Source organism: Streptomyces sp. ISL-99 (assembly GCF_018614005.1).
Taxonomy (GTDB): domain Bacteria; phylum Actinomycetota; class Actinomycetes; order Streptomycetales; family Streptomycetaceae; genus Streptomyces; species Streptomyces flavidovirens.
On the sequence record NZ_JAGGPC010000023.1, the window covers coordinates 65,806 to 80,869 of the forward strand.

13 protein-coding genes are annotated in these 15,064 nt (G+C 70.3%); 10 read left to right on the top strand and 3 right to left on the bottom strand.

Annotation, left to right across the window (positions count from 1 at the left end):
- Window positions 1–32: 32 nt before the first annotated feature.
- On the bottom strand, window positions 33–1,547 hold the full coding sequence (locus J7E91_RS14885) for a S1C family serine protease (RefSeq protein WP_214903680.1): 1,515 nt from the start codon (window positions 1,545–1,547) through the stop codon (window positions 33–35).
- 242 nt (window positions 1,548–1,789) lie between these two features.
- On the opposite strand from J7E91_RS14885, the gene J7E91_RS14890 reads away from it, so the two are divergent.
- The 3 genes from J7E91_RS14890 (at window position 1,790) to J7E91_RS14900 (ending at window position 4,407) form a co-directional block, all read left to right on the top strand.
- Window positions 1,790–2,608, top strand: a complete 819-nt coding sequence (locus J7E91_RS14890) for a glycerophosphodiester phosphodiesterase (protein WP_214903683.1) — start codon at window positions 1,790–1,792, stop codon at window positions 2,606–2,608.
- A gap of 95 nt (window positions 2,609–2,703) precedes the next feature.
- Window positions 2,704–3,267, top strand: a complete 564-nt coding sequence (locus tag J7E91_RS14895; protein ID WP_214903951.1) for an ATP-binding protein — start codon at window positions 2,704–2,706, stop codon at window positions 3,265–3,267.
- Window positions 3,268–3,432: 165 nt separating this feature from the next.
- Window positions 3,433–4,407: a DUF5926 family protein gene (locus tag J7E91_RS14900; protein ID WP_214903686.1), complete on the top strand. Its 975-nt coding sequence runs from the start codon at window positions 3,433–3,435 to the stop codon at window positions 4,405–4,407.
- Between the two features lie 960 nt (window positions 4,408–5,367).
- On the opposite strand, the gene J7E91_RS14905 is transcribed toward J7E91_RS14900, so the two are convergent.
- A complete protein-coding gene (locus J7E91_RS14905; RefSeq protein ID WP_214903690.1) occupies window positions 5,368–6,111 on the bottom strand; it encodes a bifunctional DNA primase/polymerase in 744 nt (247 codons plus the stop codon).
- A 446-nt stretch (window positions 6,112–6,557) separates the two neighbouring features.
- On the opposite strand from J7E91_RS14905, the gene J7E91_RS14910 reads away from it, so the two are divergent.
- A complete protein-coding gene (locus J7E91_RS14910) occupies window positions 6,558–8,060 on the top strand; it encodes a PP2C family protein-serine/threonine phosphatase (RefSeq protein ID WP_214903954.1) in 1,503 nt (500 codons plus the stop codon).
- Window positions 8,061–8,163: 103 nt separating this feature from the next.
- Window positions 8,164–9,609 carry an aminopeptidase P family protein gene (locus J7E91_RS14915; RefSeq protein WP_214903957.1) on the top strand — a complete coding sequence of 482 codons (1,446 nt, stop codon included), beginning with the start codon at window positions 8,164–8,166 and terminating at the stop codon, window positions 9,607–9,609.
- A 51-nt stretch (window positions 9,610–9,660) separates the two neighbouring features.
- Here the strand turns inward: J7E91_RS14915 and J7E91_RS14920 are convergent, their stop codons facing one another.
- On the bottom strand, window positions 9,661–10,119 hold the full coding sequence (locus J7E91_RS14920) for an ATP-binding protein (protein ID WP_214903707.1): 459 nt from the start codon (window positions 10,117–10,119) through the stop codon (window positions 9,661–9,663).
- A gap of 180 nt (window positions 10,120–10,299) precedes the next feature.
- On the opposite strand from J7E91_RS14920, the gene J7E91_RS14925 reads away from it, so the two are divergent.
- The 5 genes from J7E91_RS14925 (at window position 10,300) to J7E91_RS14945 (ending at window position 15,064) form a co-directional block, all read left to right on the top strand.
- Entirely contained in the window at window positions 10,300–11,106 is an 807-nt protein-coding gene (locus J7E91_RS14925) for a hypothetical protein (protein ID WP_214903710.1), read from the top strand.
- Window positions 11,107–11,218: 112 nt separating this feature from the next.
- Window positions 11,219–11,956 (top strand): YcnI family protein, encoded by a 738-nt coding sequence (locus tag J7E91_RS14930; RefSeq protein WP_214903713.1) that lies wholly within the window; start codon window positions 11,219–11,221, stop codon window positions 11,954–11,956.
- A 38-nt stretch (window positions 11,957–11,994) separates the two neighbouring features.
- Window positions 11,995–12,654, top strand: coding sequence for an SCO family protein (locus J7E91_RS14935; RefSeq protein WP_214903716.1), 660 nt, complete (start codon window positions 11,995–11,997; stop codon window positions 12,652–12,654).
- Window positions 12,651–13,115 (top strand): copper chaperone PCu(A)C, encoded by a 465-nt coding sequence (locus J7E91_RS14940; RefSeq protein ID WP_214903719.1) that lies wholly within the window; start codon window positions 12,651–12,653, stop codon window positions 13,113–13,115. Before J7E91_RS14935 ends, J7E91_RS14940 begins: the two co-directional genes overlap by 4 nt.
- 14 nt (window positions 13,116–13,129) lie before the next feature.
- Window positions 13,130–15,064, top strand: a complete 1,935-nt coding sequence (locus J7E91_RS14945; RefSeq protein WP_214903724.1) for a copper resistance protein CopC — start codon at window positions 13,130–13,132, stop codon at window positions 15,062–15,064.

A 15,064-nucleotide genomic window follows, 5' to 3' on the forward strand; every position in this document is an offset into this window, starting at 1 on the left:
GCACGCGGTGGCGTGAGGAACAGCCTAGCCGGTCAGCTGTCGTCGCCCTTGCGCTGGCCCAGGGTGACTTCGGCTGTCGACGTCTTGCCGTCGCGCTCGTACGTGAGCGTGACCTTGTCGCCCGGCTTGTGGGTCCAGATCTCGCTGATCAGGGTCGGGCCGCTGTCGATCACCCGGTCGTCGAGCTTGGTGATGACGTCGCCCGCCTTCAGACCGGCCCTGCCCGCCGGGCTGTCCGACGGGACCGCCTCGGTGCCGCCCGTGCCGCGGTCCGCGATGACCGCGCCGCCGTCGCTCTTCGGGTCCATGGAGACCGTGGCGCCGATCACCGGGTAGACCGGCTCGCCGGTCTTGATCAGCTGCTCCGCGACCGTCTTCGCCTGGTTGACCGGGATCGCGAAACCGAGGCCGATGGAGCCCGCCTGGGACTGGCCGAAGCCGCCGGTGCCGGCCGACTGGATGGCCGAGTTGATGCCGATGACGGCGCCGCGCGCGTCGAGCAGCGGGCCGCCCGAGTTGCCCGGGTTGATCGACGCGTCGGTCTGCAGGGCGCTCATGTACGACGCCTTGCTGTTCTGGCCGTCGCCCGAGGCCACGGGGCGGTTCTTGGCGCTGATGATGCCGGTGGTGACCGTGTTCGACAGGCCGAAGGGCGCTCCGATGGCGATCGTCGAGTCGCCGACGGAGACCTTGTCGGAGTCGCCCAGAGGCAGCGGGGCGAGGCCGGAAGGGGCGCTCTTCAGCTTCAGTACGGCGACGTCGTAGCCCTGCGCGCGGCCGACGACCTCGGCGTCGTACTTCTTGCCGTTGGAGAAGGTGACCGACAGTTCGCCGCCGTCCGCCGCGGACGCCACCACGTGGTTATTGGTGACGATGTGACCTTCCTTGTCGTAGACGAAGCCGGTTCCCGTGCCGCCCTCGCCGTCGCCGCCCTGCGCCTCGATGGTGACCACGCTCGGCAGCGCCTTGCCCGCGACCGCCGCTACGGTTCCCGCGTCGCGCTTGAAGTCCTTCGTGTCACCGGACGCGGAGACGGTGGTCGAGTCGGTCGGGCTGTCGTTGCGCTCGGCGGCCCAGTACCCGATGCCACCGCCGACACCGCCCGCGACCAGTGCGGCGGCCAGCACTCCGGCGACCAGGCCGCCGGCGCGCTTCCTGCGGTGAGCGTGAGGTACGGGCGCCATGTGCGCGCCCCACGCGGGGCCGCCGCCGTCGCCGCTGCCACCGCCGCCGTAGGGGTGAGCGGGCGGGGGCGGCGGCCATCCGGCGCCGCCTGTGGCCGTGGCGGGAGCGGGGGCCCCCGGCCCGGCTGCCTGCGAAGACTGCGGTTGCGGGACCGGCATGTAGCCCGGCTGAGGCTCGGGCGTCGCCTGTCCCTGCGTGGTGGGGTTGTGTACGGGCTGGGCAGGGGTGGGGGACGCCGGCTCCTGGCCGGGGTCCGCCGGATTCGTACCCGTGGAGTCGGAGGCGGGCCCGGGAGCGGCCACCGGCACGGGAGGTGCTGAAGGGGCGGCCGGAACCGCAGTGCCCTCGTTCTCGGTGCTCACAGCTCTCTTCTCCTCGGTCCCACGTCGGTCTCGGTCAACGTCACCACTGTCACTACTGTCACCACTGTGCAAGTGTCCGCTGTCAGCTTTTCCCACCGCGCATCAGAGGACCGTAAGCGGTTCCTGTGCATCCAGGGAACATCCTTTACACCGGACAAAACGGCCGCATCCCCAGAAGGTCCGACCGTCCGTTCCCGGGACGCGTTTTCCCGCCTACCCATCCGCGGTGACACCATGACGCGGTGACTCACGCACGGCAGCACACCATCCAGGTCGTCGCTCACCGCGGCGCCTCCGAGGACGCCCCCGAGCACACCCTGGCGGCGTACATGAAGGCGATCGAGGACGGCGCGGACGCTCTCGAATGCGATGTACGGCTCACCGCGGACGGACACCTCGTCTGCGTCCACGACCGTCGGGTGAACCGCACCTCGAACGGCCGCGGCGCCGTCTCCGCCCTCGAACTGGCCGACCTCGCCGCCCTCGACTTCGGCTCCTGGCGGGACAGCGAGGAATCGCCGGACTGGGACCCGGCGCGCGGACACAGCCCTGGCGAGTTCACCTCCGTACTCACGCTGGAGCGCCTCCTCGAACTGGTCTCGGACGCCGGGCGCCGCGTCGAGCTGGCCATCGAGACCAAGCACCCCACACGCTGGGCGGGCCAGGTCGAGGAACGGCTGCTCCACCTGCTGAAGCGCTTCGGCTTCGACACGCCCGTGGCCGGCGAACCCTCGCCCGTACGCATCATGAGCTTCTCGGCGCGCTCGCTGCACCGGGTGGCGGCCGCCGCGCCCGCCATCCCGACGGTCTACCTGATGCAGTTCGTCTCGCCGCGCCTGCGCGACGGACGGCTCCCGGCCGGCTCGCACATCGCGGGCCCCGGCATCCGGATCGTCCGCAACCACCCCGGTTACATCGCGCGGCTGCACCGCGCGGGCCACCGCGTGCACGTCTGGACGGTGAACGAGCCCGAGGACGTCGATCTCTGCGTGCGCCTCGGCGTGGAAGCGATCATCACAAACCGCCCGAAGCAGGTTTTGTCCCAACTGGGACGCTCATAACAGCCGCCACAGGGAGTGCACCGGCGCGTTCGGGCCGCATTCGATCGTTACGAGTGCGTCACTGACCGGCGCCTGGCCGGTTTCCGGTCCAGGCCATTGGGGCATCCACTCCGTGGCGTGGGGCGAAGGAGGTCTCGGGGGTGGCGTTTGTGGTGGCACGGGAAGTGCCCACGTCGTCGAGCATGGCCGTACCCCATGGCCCTGCGGGCGTGGGCGAAGCAAGACGCCGTATGCGCGACGAACTGCGCATCAACGGGGTGTCCGATTCGGTCATCGACGATGCCGTACTGATCCTTTCCGAACTGCTCAGCAATTCCTGCCGTCACGGCAGGCCCCTGGGCCAGGCGGAGGTCGGCGACGGTGACATTCGTGCCGCATGGCGCGTCGACTCAACAGGCAGGCTGACCGTCGAGGTGACGGACGGAGGTGGTCCGACCCGACCGGTTCCGGCCACGCCCTCGGTCACCGCGCGCGGCGGCCGAGGGCTCAACATCATCACGGCACTGGCACAGGACTGGGGCGTACGGGACAGCTCGACCGGCGAGGTCACCGTGTGGGTCGACGTCACCGAGGGGCACCGGCGCGAGGACTTCGCCACGCGCGTCGTGGTCCCCGGTTCCGGGCTGGACTTCGCGGACGCGTTCGAAGACCTCGACTGACTTCGCTGACGTCGTTCTGACTTCGCCGGCGTCGTTCTGACTTCACTTCGCTGACGTCGTCCGACTTCGCCGGCCTTGTACGGCTTGGCCGGTCCTCGCAGGGGCGGGCTCAGCGGCTAGGCTCGCGCCCGACACAGCACTGCCGTGAACGGGAGAAGCCAAGCCATGGCCAAGAAGCGCCCCCAGCCCGCAAGGGGTACCAAGCCGCAGGCTCAGGTGGCCGACGGGGAGGTGCCGGTCGTAGGGGCCCGCGAGCCCTGCCCGTGCGGTTCCGGCCGTCGCTACAAGGCATGCCACGGCCGTGCGGCCGCGCACGCCGTCACCGAACTGGTCCAGCGCCCCTTCGAGGGCCTGGCCGGTGAGAGCGACTGGGTCGCCCTGCGCGAGCTGGTGCCCGCCGCCACGGCGGCGCTGACGCTGAAGGACGGGCTGCCCGACGGCGTCCCCTCCGTCACGCTGGCGACCGTACTGCCGATGGCCTGGCCCGCCCTGCGCCGCGACGACGGCTCCGTCCTGCTCGGCCTGCAGAACGACACCCCCTCCGGTGACCTCAGCCGCGACCTCGCGGACACCCTGCTGCGCGCGCTGACCGCCAAGCCGGGTACGCCGGTCGCGGCGGAGCGCGTCCCGGCGGACGGTCCGCGCCTCCAGGACCTGCTCGACGCGGACGCACCCTTCGAGCCCGACGTGCACACCGGCTTCGAGTTCTGGGTCCCCGACGCGGAGAACGCGACGCCCGAGGTGAGCGCCTCCCTGGAGCGCGCCAACGCCGCCGCGATCCCCACCGTCAGGCTGACCGGTGTCGACGCCGCGTACTGGTGCGAGACGCCCGACAAGAACCACCTGCGCTGGGTCATGCCGTACGCCGAGGACCAGCTCCTCGACGCGCTCGCGCGGCTGCACGCCGCCGGTACGTCATCCCTCGGCGAAGGCACCCGTCTCGTCGGCTCCTTCCGCGCGCACGGCCTGATGGTTCCGGTCTGGGACCTGCCGAGCGGGACAGGGGCGCAGGACGTCGAGAAGCCCGCCGCTCAGTTCGCCGAACGGCTCGCCGCGGCTCTGGCCTCCGACGCGCCGCTGACCTCGGAGGAGCGCCGCGCGCGGGGCGGTCTCACCAACCGGCAGGTGACGCTCAGCTGACGGCGGCAGTTTCTGTCAGTCGATCGGTGACTCCGGTCACAACCCTCGTATCGGCAGGTAAATCCCTGTCTGAATAAGGGAGATCGAATTTGCCAACCGCAGATCTCTTGTTACCGTTCTAAGTGCCCGGTCGCTGGTGCATCCCCCGTCGCCAGCGGCCGGGTCTTTCTTATCCCCGCCCCGGCCCGTCAGGTGTCGCACCGACCGGTCAACGGGGCGCAGGCGCAGCCGAGTTGCTGCCGGAGCGCAGCAGCAACGGCCCGTCTCCCGCCGCGGCGAACTCCGACACCGCCGAATATTCACCGGCTTTTCCGCGCGAAGGCTCACGCGGTGTTTCGCACACCCCTGGTTCGTCCTCCGCGCTCACCGCGCAATGCATCTGAACGGTCCTGTCGGCAGGGCCCATCAGGGTGAGTACGGCTCGGAGTTCCGCCCCCGTCGCATTGCGGTAGTACGTACGCGCCCACGTGCTGCCGCGCTCGGTCAGTACACAGGTCTGGCCCTCGACGCCTTCCGGGGAGCTGAGCTCCGGACCGCACTGCGCGGACGCGTCGCCCAAGGAGACGGGCGAAGGGACAGAGGCAGGGACAGAGGCAGGGGCGGGGGCAGAGTCGGGGGCTGACGAAGGGGCGTTCCCGGCAGCGGTCGCGGGAGCCGCCTTGGCGTCGTCGGGTGCGGGCACGGGCTCGGGTTCCGCGGACGCGCCGGCCAGCGGCAGCAGGACGGTGAACACCACGACGGCCGCGAGCCCGGTCATGCGGAGGTTCAAGGCGGTCCCACCTGTCGGCTGCCGGAAATTCTTGACGGTGGGCCGAAGATATCGACGGATGCCCCCCGGCACGGGAGCCGCGCCCGGTCGCCTCGCAACACCGGCCCCCTCACACCCGTACGAGTGAGCCGGCGGGGCGTCTTCGTGAAGAAGACCGCCGCCGCCGGCTGTCGCGTCCCGGGAACGCGTACTCAGTACGCGAGCCGGCTGCCGCCGTCCGGTGCGCCGTTGCTCGCCGCGACCAGCGCGTCCACGACCGCCTCGACATCCGGCAGCCAGGGTGCGGCCGAACCGGTGATGGGCTCTGCCCTGCCCGGACGGAGCCCAGAGCCCGGGAAGGACGGCGCCCGCTCCCACCACACCTGCCCGGCTCCCGTCTCCGAGGGCGGAAGCACCAGATAGCCGCCCTGCCCGTGGAACCGCAGCGAACTGGGCACCCGGTCCTTGGCGTACAGCAGCTCGCCGAGCCGCTCCAGGGAGTACGGGGCGACCAGCAGCGACCAGCGGGTCGCGGTCGCGACGACCGGGCCCAGGCGCATACCCATGCCGTCGAGCGCTGTCAGCGCCACCGCGCCGGCGACCGCGGGGAGGCTGATCGCGCACGGCGCTGCTCCGCCGGTGGCCAGCACGACCGGCGCCGTCGGCCGGTTGGTCCACCACCAGCGGATCATGCGTTCGTCGGTGGTGGCGGCCAGAACGCCCGGGTCGAAGGGGTGCGCGCCGGGAACCACGCATTCGGGATCGGGGCAGGCACAGCTCTGTCCCGGGCCGCCGCCGCTGCCTCTGCCGCGGCCATGGGATGGTTTCAGGCCCACTCCGGGGAGCACGGGCCACTGCCAGGCGGTGGCACAGGTCAGCGCCGCGCCGAGTTGGGCAGGCCCCTCACCTCGCCGGAACCGGAGGAGCCCGCGTCGCTTTCCGGGGATCTCGCGCATGAGCGCTCGTTCCTTTCCGTTGAACGCCGAGGTCCATATCACACCATGTGTGCATATCTTCACTGAGCGTGCACGTCACGTACTGGCTGCGTACTGGTGGTGCATCGCCGCATTTTTCAGCCTGCGGCACGGGCAGCCCGTTGGGGCCGGGCGTGAAACGTAGCGGAGGGTGGCGCACACATGGCGCTGAACTGATCCGAAGTAGATCCGTAGTGGTGCTGTCCCGCTACTCGGGGATGGGACGCGGCCCACGGCGGTTAAGACGCCCAGGCCCGCCGCCAGGTTCCGGGCGGTCCCAACTGCCCCTGACCATCACCGATTAGGTACCCAGCGCGGTCGATATGACGCGCTGTCGAGCGCCCTCAGTCGACCGCAAATTGCTGCCGCGTGTGGCATTTTTAGGCCAAGTTGGCTATCCCACAGACACCAAGAGTCCCACGTTGACAATGCTGGACATCCCCTTACTTGTACGTGTACATGTGGATGCATTGATAGCGGCGCAGAATGACATGGGGGTTTGCGATGCTATTGAGCAAAACGCACCAGCGGGAAAGCCCGCGATCATGAGCGCCCCGCACGTGCCGAAAGTGGCTGGAATCGATCCAGTGGTTCCTCCCCCCGCGCACACTGTCGCGCCCCATCCGTCTCCCCCTGTCCCATCCGCCGCTGCCGGCGCGGTGCTTCAGGACCGGCTCGCGGGCTGGGTCTCCGACCTCACCACCCTCCACGAACTCACCGAGCGCCTGGTCCGCACCCACACCCTCGACAGCGCACTGCACGAACTGCTCCGCGCCGGCGCCGCCCTCGTGGGCGCCCGCCGCGGCCTCGTCGTCCTCGAACCGGCCGACGAACTCGGCCCGCCCACCACCGTCGGCCTCGGCCTCGCCCGCGCCGACCTCGGCCACATCGAGACCGTGCCGCGCGGCTCCACGTCGTACGGACGGCTCCTCGACGGGCTTCCCGGCAGCCCCCACCCCAGCGAGATCGCCCACCCCGACCTCCTCGGCGAAGCCGGACTCGACCCGCGCCACCGCGAAGTCGCCGCACGCCTCGGATACGCCGCCAGTTACGCCCTGCCCCTGACCACCGAAACATCCGGGCGGCTCGGTGCCGCCGTCTGGCTGTACGACGAACCGGCCGAACCCGCCGAACGCCGGCGCCACCTCGCGGGCCTCTACGCGCGCTACGCCGCCGAACACCTGGCCCGCCTGCTGGAACTGGAACACGCCCGCGCACAAGTGGCGACGGTCGCCGGGGAACTGCTCCCCAGCAGACTGCCCCGCGTCCCCGGAGTACAGCTCGCCGCCCGCCACCGCACCGGACCCCACGGCGGCGGCGACTGGTACGACGCCCTGCCACTTCCCGAAGGCGCTCTCGGGCTCGCCGTCGGATCGGTCTCGGGATCGGGCCCCAGCGCGCTCGCCGCGATGGGACGGCTGCGGGCCAGCCTCCGGGCGTACGCCGTCATGGAGGGCGAGGACCCCGTCGCCGTACTCTCCGACCTCGAACTGCTCCTGCGGCTCACCGAACCGGCCAGGTCGGCCACCGCCCTCTTCGCGTACTGCGAACCCGCCCGGCGCAAGATCGTGCTGGCCGGCGCCGGACACAGCCCCCCACTGATCGTCGGCGACCGGCGCACCGAATACGTCGAGACCTCCCTCTCCGCGCCACTGGGCATGCTGTCCTGCTGGGAAGCGCCGAGCGTGGAATTGTCACCCGCACCCGGCGAAACGATGCTGCTCTACACCGACGGGCTGCTCCAGCGCACCGGCGACCCCATGGACCGTGCCTTCGCACGGCTGCACGCGGCCGCCGCCAGCGTGCCCAGGACCGTCAGGAACGACCCGGAAGCGATCACCGACCACGTACTGCGCACCCTGCTGCCGAACGGCGCCGACACGGCGGACTCGGCGGACGACATCGTGCTGCTCGCCGCGCGGTTCGACTGATTCCTCACAGTTGTCCACAAGGCCCTGGGCCGTCTTCGCCTCGCACATACGATGGAGGGCGGTCCAGCGTCGTATCGAGGAGACAGTCGTGTCCGAAGAGCTCATGCCGGAGACCCCGGAAGAGACCGAAGAGCCGATCAAGCAGCGGAAGAACGGCCTGTACCCGGGCGTCTCCGACGAGCTCGCCGAGAACATGAAGACCGGCTGGGCCGACACCGAACTGCACGGACTCGCGCCGATCGCACAGGCCGGCCACACCGCCGACCGCCGCGCCGCGCTCTCCGCCCGCTTCCCCGGCGAGCGCCTGGTGATCCCCGCGGGCAACCTCAAGACCCGCTCCAACGACACCGAGTACGCCTTCCGCGCCTCCACCGAATACGCCTACCTCACCGGCGACCAGACCCAGGACGGCGTCCTCGTACTGGAGCCGAGGGACGGCGGCCACGACGCGACGATCTACCTGCTGCCCCGCTCCAACCGCGAGAACGGCGAATTCTGGCTCGACGGCCAGGGCGAGCTGTGGGTCGGGCGCCGCCACTCCCTCAGCGAGGCCGAGCAGCTCCTCGGGATCCCCGCCAAGGACGTCCGCGAGCTGGCCGCCGCGCTGAAGGAAGCCACCGGACCCGTCCGCAACGTCCGCGGACACGACGCCGGCATCGAAGCCGCGCTGACCGACAAGGTCACCGCCGAGCGCGACGAGGAACTGCGCGTCTACCTCTCCGAGGCCCGCGCCGTGAAGGACGACTTCGAGATCGGCGAACTCCAGAAGGCCGTCGACTCGACCGTCCGCGGCTTCGAGGACGTCGTCAAGATCCTCGACAAGGCCGAGGCGACCAGCGAGCGCTACATCGAAGGCACCTTCTTCCTGCGCGCCCGCGTCGAGGGCAACGACATCGGCTACGGCTCCATCTGCGCCGCCGGACCGCACGCCACCACTCTCCACTGGGTGCGCAACGACGGCGACGTACGCTCCGGCGACCTGCTGCTGCTCGACGCCGGCGTGGAGACCCACACCCTCTACACCGCCGACATCACGCGCACCCTGCCCATCAACGGCACCTTCAACGACCTCCAGCGCAAGATCTACGACGCGGTGTACGAGGCACAGGAAGCCGGCATCGCCGCCGTCAGGCCCGGCGCCAAGTACCGCGACTTCCACGACGCCTCACAGCGCGTCCTCGCCGAGAAGCTCGTCGAGTGGGGCCTCGTCGAAGGCCCCGTCGAGAAGGTCCTGGAACTCGGCCTCCAGCGCCGCTGGACCCTGCACGGCACCGGCCACATGCTCGGCATGGACGTCCACGACTGCGCCGCCGCCCGCCGCGAGACGTACGCCGACGGGACCCTGGAGCCCGGCATGTGCCTGACCGTCGAGCCCGGCCTGTACTTCCAGGCCGACGACCTCACCGTGCCCGAGGAGTACCGCGGCATCGGCGTACGGATCGAGGACGACATCCTCGTCACCGACGACGGCAACCTGAACCTGTCGGCCGCGCTGCCCCGCCGCTCGGACGAGGTCGAAGCCTGGATGGCGCGGGTCAAGCAGGCCTGACGTACAACGCCCACCGGAACCACACCCGCGAGGGCGTGCCGCTCAAGGCCTTCAGGACACCTTGAGCAGCGCGCCCTCGCGCCATTTGAGGATCTTGTCGAAACTGACCACGGCGCCGTGCCCCGGCCTGTTCCGGAAATGCACGTGGTCGGCCAGCTGCTCGATCAGACACAGCCCCCGCCCGCTCTCCGCCGAGGTGCTCGCGGGACGCGGTGCGGCGCGATACCCCCGCCGTGAAGGGGGAAATCCCGGCCCGGAGTCGGCGACCTCGATACGGCATTTCTCGCCGTCCAGATAAGCGGTCACGCGATATTCCTCGCAAGGCGTCCCGGAATGCTCGTCCCCGCCGTGCTCCACCGCGTTCGCGCACGCTTCGCTGAGCGCGACCGACAGGTCGTAGGAGATGTCCGGATCCACCCCCGCCGTCTCCATGGTGCCGAGCAGAAGGCGCCGGGCGAGCGGGACGCTCGCGGCTTCGCGCCGCAAGTGGAGAGACCACCAGATGCTCATGCTCCAGCCTCCTGGCTGCGGCTCGACATACGGATACGTATTGCCGCAAGCAACCCCTCATAAGCCTGGAGTGAACGTGATTGCCCTCATTCGGCCGACGCGCCCACTCCTTACGCCGGTGTATACGCTCCCGGACCTGCCGTAGGAATGCCGCAGACGCAATGCGATGATGTCGAGGCCATGTCTACGTCCGTCGCACACGCCGGAGCCCGTCTGCGGCTGCTCAGGACCGCGGTGTTCACCGCGGTCTGTGTCGTGCTGTCCGCGACCGGACATGTCATGGCGTCCTGCGCCACCGTCCCCTGGTGGACGCTGGCACTCGGCGCCGCCGCCGTATTCGGCCTGGTCGCACCACTCGCCGGACGCGCGCGCTCCATGCCCGCCATCGCCACCGCACTGGCCTGCGGACAGCTCGCCCTGCACGCCCTGTTCGGACTCGGCCAGCACAGCCCGGCCCTCGAAAGCGCGGCCACCGACACCTCACTGCGCGCCTTCGCCGCGAAACTCGTGTGCGGCGCCGGCGCACTGCCGCTCAGCACCACCGAAGCACGCCGCATCATCACCGAAGCGGGCATCGACCCCGCGTCCGTACACGCGGCGCAGCAGCACCTCGCGCGCGCGGCGTCCCACCACACCGGCGCCGCCGAACCGGCCGCCGGACTGCTGCCCACCCTCCCCATGCTGCTCGGCCACCTGCTGGCCGCCGTCGCGACCGGGTGGCTCCTGCGGCGCGGAGAGACGGCACTGACCCGGCTGGTCCTGCTGTCGGCCCACGGCGTCGCGGAAGGCGCGCTCGTACGGTCGCTGCGCGCCGCACTGGCGCTCGTACGGTCGCTGAACGCCGGCCCGCTCCCCGCAGCACCCGCGCGCCGGCCGCGCCCCGGGCACACCCCCTTCGTCACCTCCCTGCGGCCCGCCGGGGAAGCCCTCCAGCACACAGTGATCAGGCGCGGACCGCCCACGGCGGCGCTCGTTCTCGCAGCCTGACGCGGCGCACTCCCCGGCGTAACACACGCAACACCACGGGAGCGGCGCCGCGATGCCGGTGCGCACCCGCGCACCGGAGCGTCATTCACCTCTGCCGTGGAGTGTTCCCCGCATGAACGTCACCCGTATGTCCGTCGTCTCTGCCGCCGGTGCCGCCGCCGCGTCCGTCCTGCTGTGCGCGGGAACGGCCTTCGCGCACGTCGGCGTACAGCCCGTCGGCCCCGCCGAAAAGGGCGGCTACGCCACCGTCAACGTCAAGGTGCCCAACGAGCGGGACAACGCGTCGACCGTCAAGCTCGAAGTGTCCTTCCCCACCGACCACCCGCTGTCGTCCGTCATGCCGCAGCCCGTGCCCGGCTGGAAGACCGAGGTCACCAAGACCAAGCTCGACAAGCCGCTCAAGGTCCACGGCAAGGAAATCAACGAAGCCGTCTCCAAGATCACCTGGAGCGGCGGCAAGATCGGACCCGGCGAGTTCCAGCAGTTCCCGCTCACCCTCGGACAGCTCCCCGAGGACGCCGACCAGCTCGTCCTCAAGGCCCTCCAGACGTACGACAACAAGGAAGTCGTCCGCTGGATCGAAGAGCCCAAGGAGGGCGAGGAGGAGCCGCAGTCGCCCGCGCCCGTACTCAAGCTGACCGAGCCCACCGGCGGTGACCACCACGGCGCCACCGGCAAGGAAGCGGACACCGCCAAGGCCGGCCACGACGCCGACAAGAACGAGACGGCGGCCGCCGGCGACACCACCAGCAGCGACACCACCGCCCGCGTCCTCGCCGTCCTCGGCATCATCGTGGGCGTCGCGGGCGTGGCCTTCGGCGTTCTCGCCGGCCGCCGCCGCACGTCCTGACGCCCCACCCCCTCAACGGAACACCGGGACCTACCTCCATGCGCAAGAAGAACGCGCTCGCCGTGGCGCTCGTCGCCACAGCCGCGCTCACCCTGTCCGCGTGCGGCGGCGACAAGACAGACAGCGGCTCCAAGCCCGTCACCGACGTCTCCGCCGACATGAACGACAAGGCCGCGACCGTACTCGACCGGCCGTTCAAGAAGCCGGACCTCGTCCTCACCGACACCCACGGCAAGAAGTACGACCTGCGGGAGCGCACCAAGGGCAAGCCGACGCTCATCTACTTCGGCTACACCAACTGCCCCGACGTGTGCCCGCTGACGATGAGCAACATCGCCATCGCCTCCAAGAAACTCCCCCAGGCCGACCGGGACAAGCTCCAGGTCGTCTTCGTCACCACCGACCCCGAACGGGACACCCCCGAGGCGCTCGGCAAGTGGCTCAAGGGCGCGGGCGACCCCACCTTCACCGGACTCACCGGCGACTTCCCGACCATCCAGGCCGGCGCCCGCCAGATGGGCATCGGCATCGACCCGCCCAAGAAGGAGAAGGACGGCTCCGTCGTCTCCATGCACGGCGCGCAGGTCATCGCGTTCTCCCCGAAGACCGACGCCGGATACGTCCTGTACAGCGAGGACACCACGGCCGAGGACTACACCAAGGACCTCCCCAAGCTCATCAAGGGGCAGAACCCGTGAACCGCCGCCGCCCCACCACCACCCTCGCGACGGCCACAGTCCTGGCCGCCGGCCTCGCACTGGCGGGCTGCTCCTCCACGAGCGACGACAAGCCCGAACTGAAGGTCAGCGGGGCGTTCATGCCGGAACCCGTGATGGACGACATGGCCGCCGGCTTCCTCACCGTCAAGAACGACAGCGACATCGCGGACAAGCTCACCTCCGTCACCAGCGACATCGCGGGCGAGGTCCAGATCCACGAGACCAAGAACCAGAAGATGCGCGAGGTCACGTCCTTCGACATCCCCGCCAACGGCGAACTGGATCTGGAGCGCGGCGGGAACCACCTGATGTTCCTGAAGCTCAAAAAGAAGCCCAGACAGGGCGACACGGTGTCCGTGGAACTGCACTTCGAGAAGACCGGCCCGATCAAGACCGACCTTCCCGTCAAGGAGTCCACCCACAACCCCAAGAAGCAGTGAGGGACTGACCCACCATGCCGGCAACCGCCCCGCGCTTCGGAGCAGCCGCAGTGATCAGGCTGCTGCTCATCACCACGGCACTCCTCGGCACACTGCTCGCAGGAGCCGCACCCGCGTCCGCGCACGCCGCGCTCACGGGAAGCGACCCGAAGGACGGGGCGGTCGTCGCCACCGCGCCCAGACACATCACCCTCACGTTCTCCGAAAAGATCGCGCTCGGGGACGACTCGATCCGCGTTCTGCAACCGAGCGGGAAACGCTCCGACACCGGTCAAGTACGCGACATGAGCAGCGGAAGCGTCGTCCAGTACGGCGTCCGCCTGCACACCGGACTGCCCGACGGCACGTACACCGTCGCCTGGCAGGCCGTATCCGCCGACAGCCACCCCATCTCCGGCGCCTTCACCTTCTCCATCGGCGCCCCCTCCAAGACCACCGTCGCCCTGCCCGAACAGCCCGCGGGCGGCGGCCTCGTCGGCGCGCTCTACGGCATCGCCCGCTACACCGCGTACGCCGGCTTCATCCTGCTCGTCGGCGGAGCAGCCTTCATCCTCGCCTGCTGGCAGCGCGGCGCCGCAGAACGGCCCCTCCAGCGCCTCGTCGTACAGGGCTGGATCACCCTCACCGCGTCAACACTGGCGATGCTGCTGCTGCGCGCCCCCTACACAGGGTCGGGAAAACTCGCGGACGCCTTCGACCTGAGCGGGCTCAAAGCCGTACTGGAAACCAAGACCGGGGCCTCACTCGTCTCACGGCTGCTGCTGCTCGGCGCGGCCGCACTCTTCGTCGCCGTGCTGTTCGGCGCGTACGCGAAGAAGGACACCCCGCTGGACGAGAAAGAGGCGAGCGAGAAAAAGGACCTCACCTTCGGGCTAGCCCTCGGCGGCGCGGTCCTGGCCGCCGGCATCGCGGCCACCTGGGCGCTCTCCGAGCACGCGTCGACCGGCCTCCAGCCCGGCATCGCCATGCCCGTCGACGTACTGCACCTGCTGGCCGCCGCGACCTGGCTGGGCGGCCTCGCCGCGCTGCTCATCGCGCTCTACCGGGTGCCCGGCATCGAACGTACCGCCGTACGGAAGTTCTCCCGCGTCGCCTTCGCGAGCGTCGCCGTGGTCGCCGCGACCGGGACCTACCAGTCCTGGCGGCAGGTCGGTTCCTGGTCGGCGCTGACCGGGACGGCGTACGGGCAACTGCTGCTCGTCAAGATCGGACTCGTCGCCGTCCTCGTCGGCATCGCGTGGTTCTCCCGGCGCTGGACCGGGCGGCTGGCCGAGAACACGGCGCCCGAGGAGCAGGAGCGGGCGGAGACCGCCGCACCCGGCGAGGAGACACAGGACACCGCCGAGGAGCCCGAGCCCGTCACCGTGCCCGAAGACCCCGCGCGGGCCGCCCAGCTCGCCCGGCAGAGGGCCGCGGTGGCCACCGCACGCGTCAAGCGGGTACGGGACGCCGACCCCCAGCGCCTCGGGCTGCGGCGCTCCGTGCTCGCGGAGGCCGCGGTCGCCGTCGTGCTGCTGGCCGTGACGACCGTACTGACCAGCACCGAACCCGGACGCACCGAGATGAAGGAGGCCGGGAGCGGCGAGACGGCCACCGCCGCCCCCACGGACCCGGTCGACGTCCGTATCCCCTTCGACACGGGCGGCGAGGACGGCAAGGGCACCGCCAGGGTCGAACTCGACCCCGCGCGCTCGGGCAGCAACACCCTGCACCTCTGGCTGGAGCGGCCCAACGGGCGCGCCATGGACGCACCCGAAGTGAAGGTCGCGTTCACCAACAACGCCAAGGAGATCGGGCCGCTGCCCGCCACCCCCGACCGCATCGCCACCGGACACTGGAGCGCGAACGGGGTGCAGATCCCCATGCCGGGGACGTGGGAGGTCGAAGTGACCGTACGCACCTCCGACATCGACCAAGTGACCGTCAAGAAGAACGTGAAGATCGGCTGA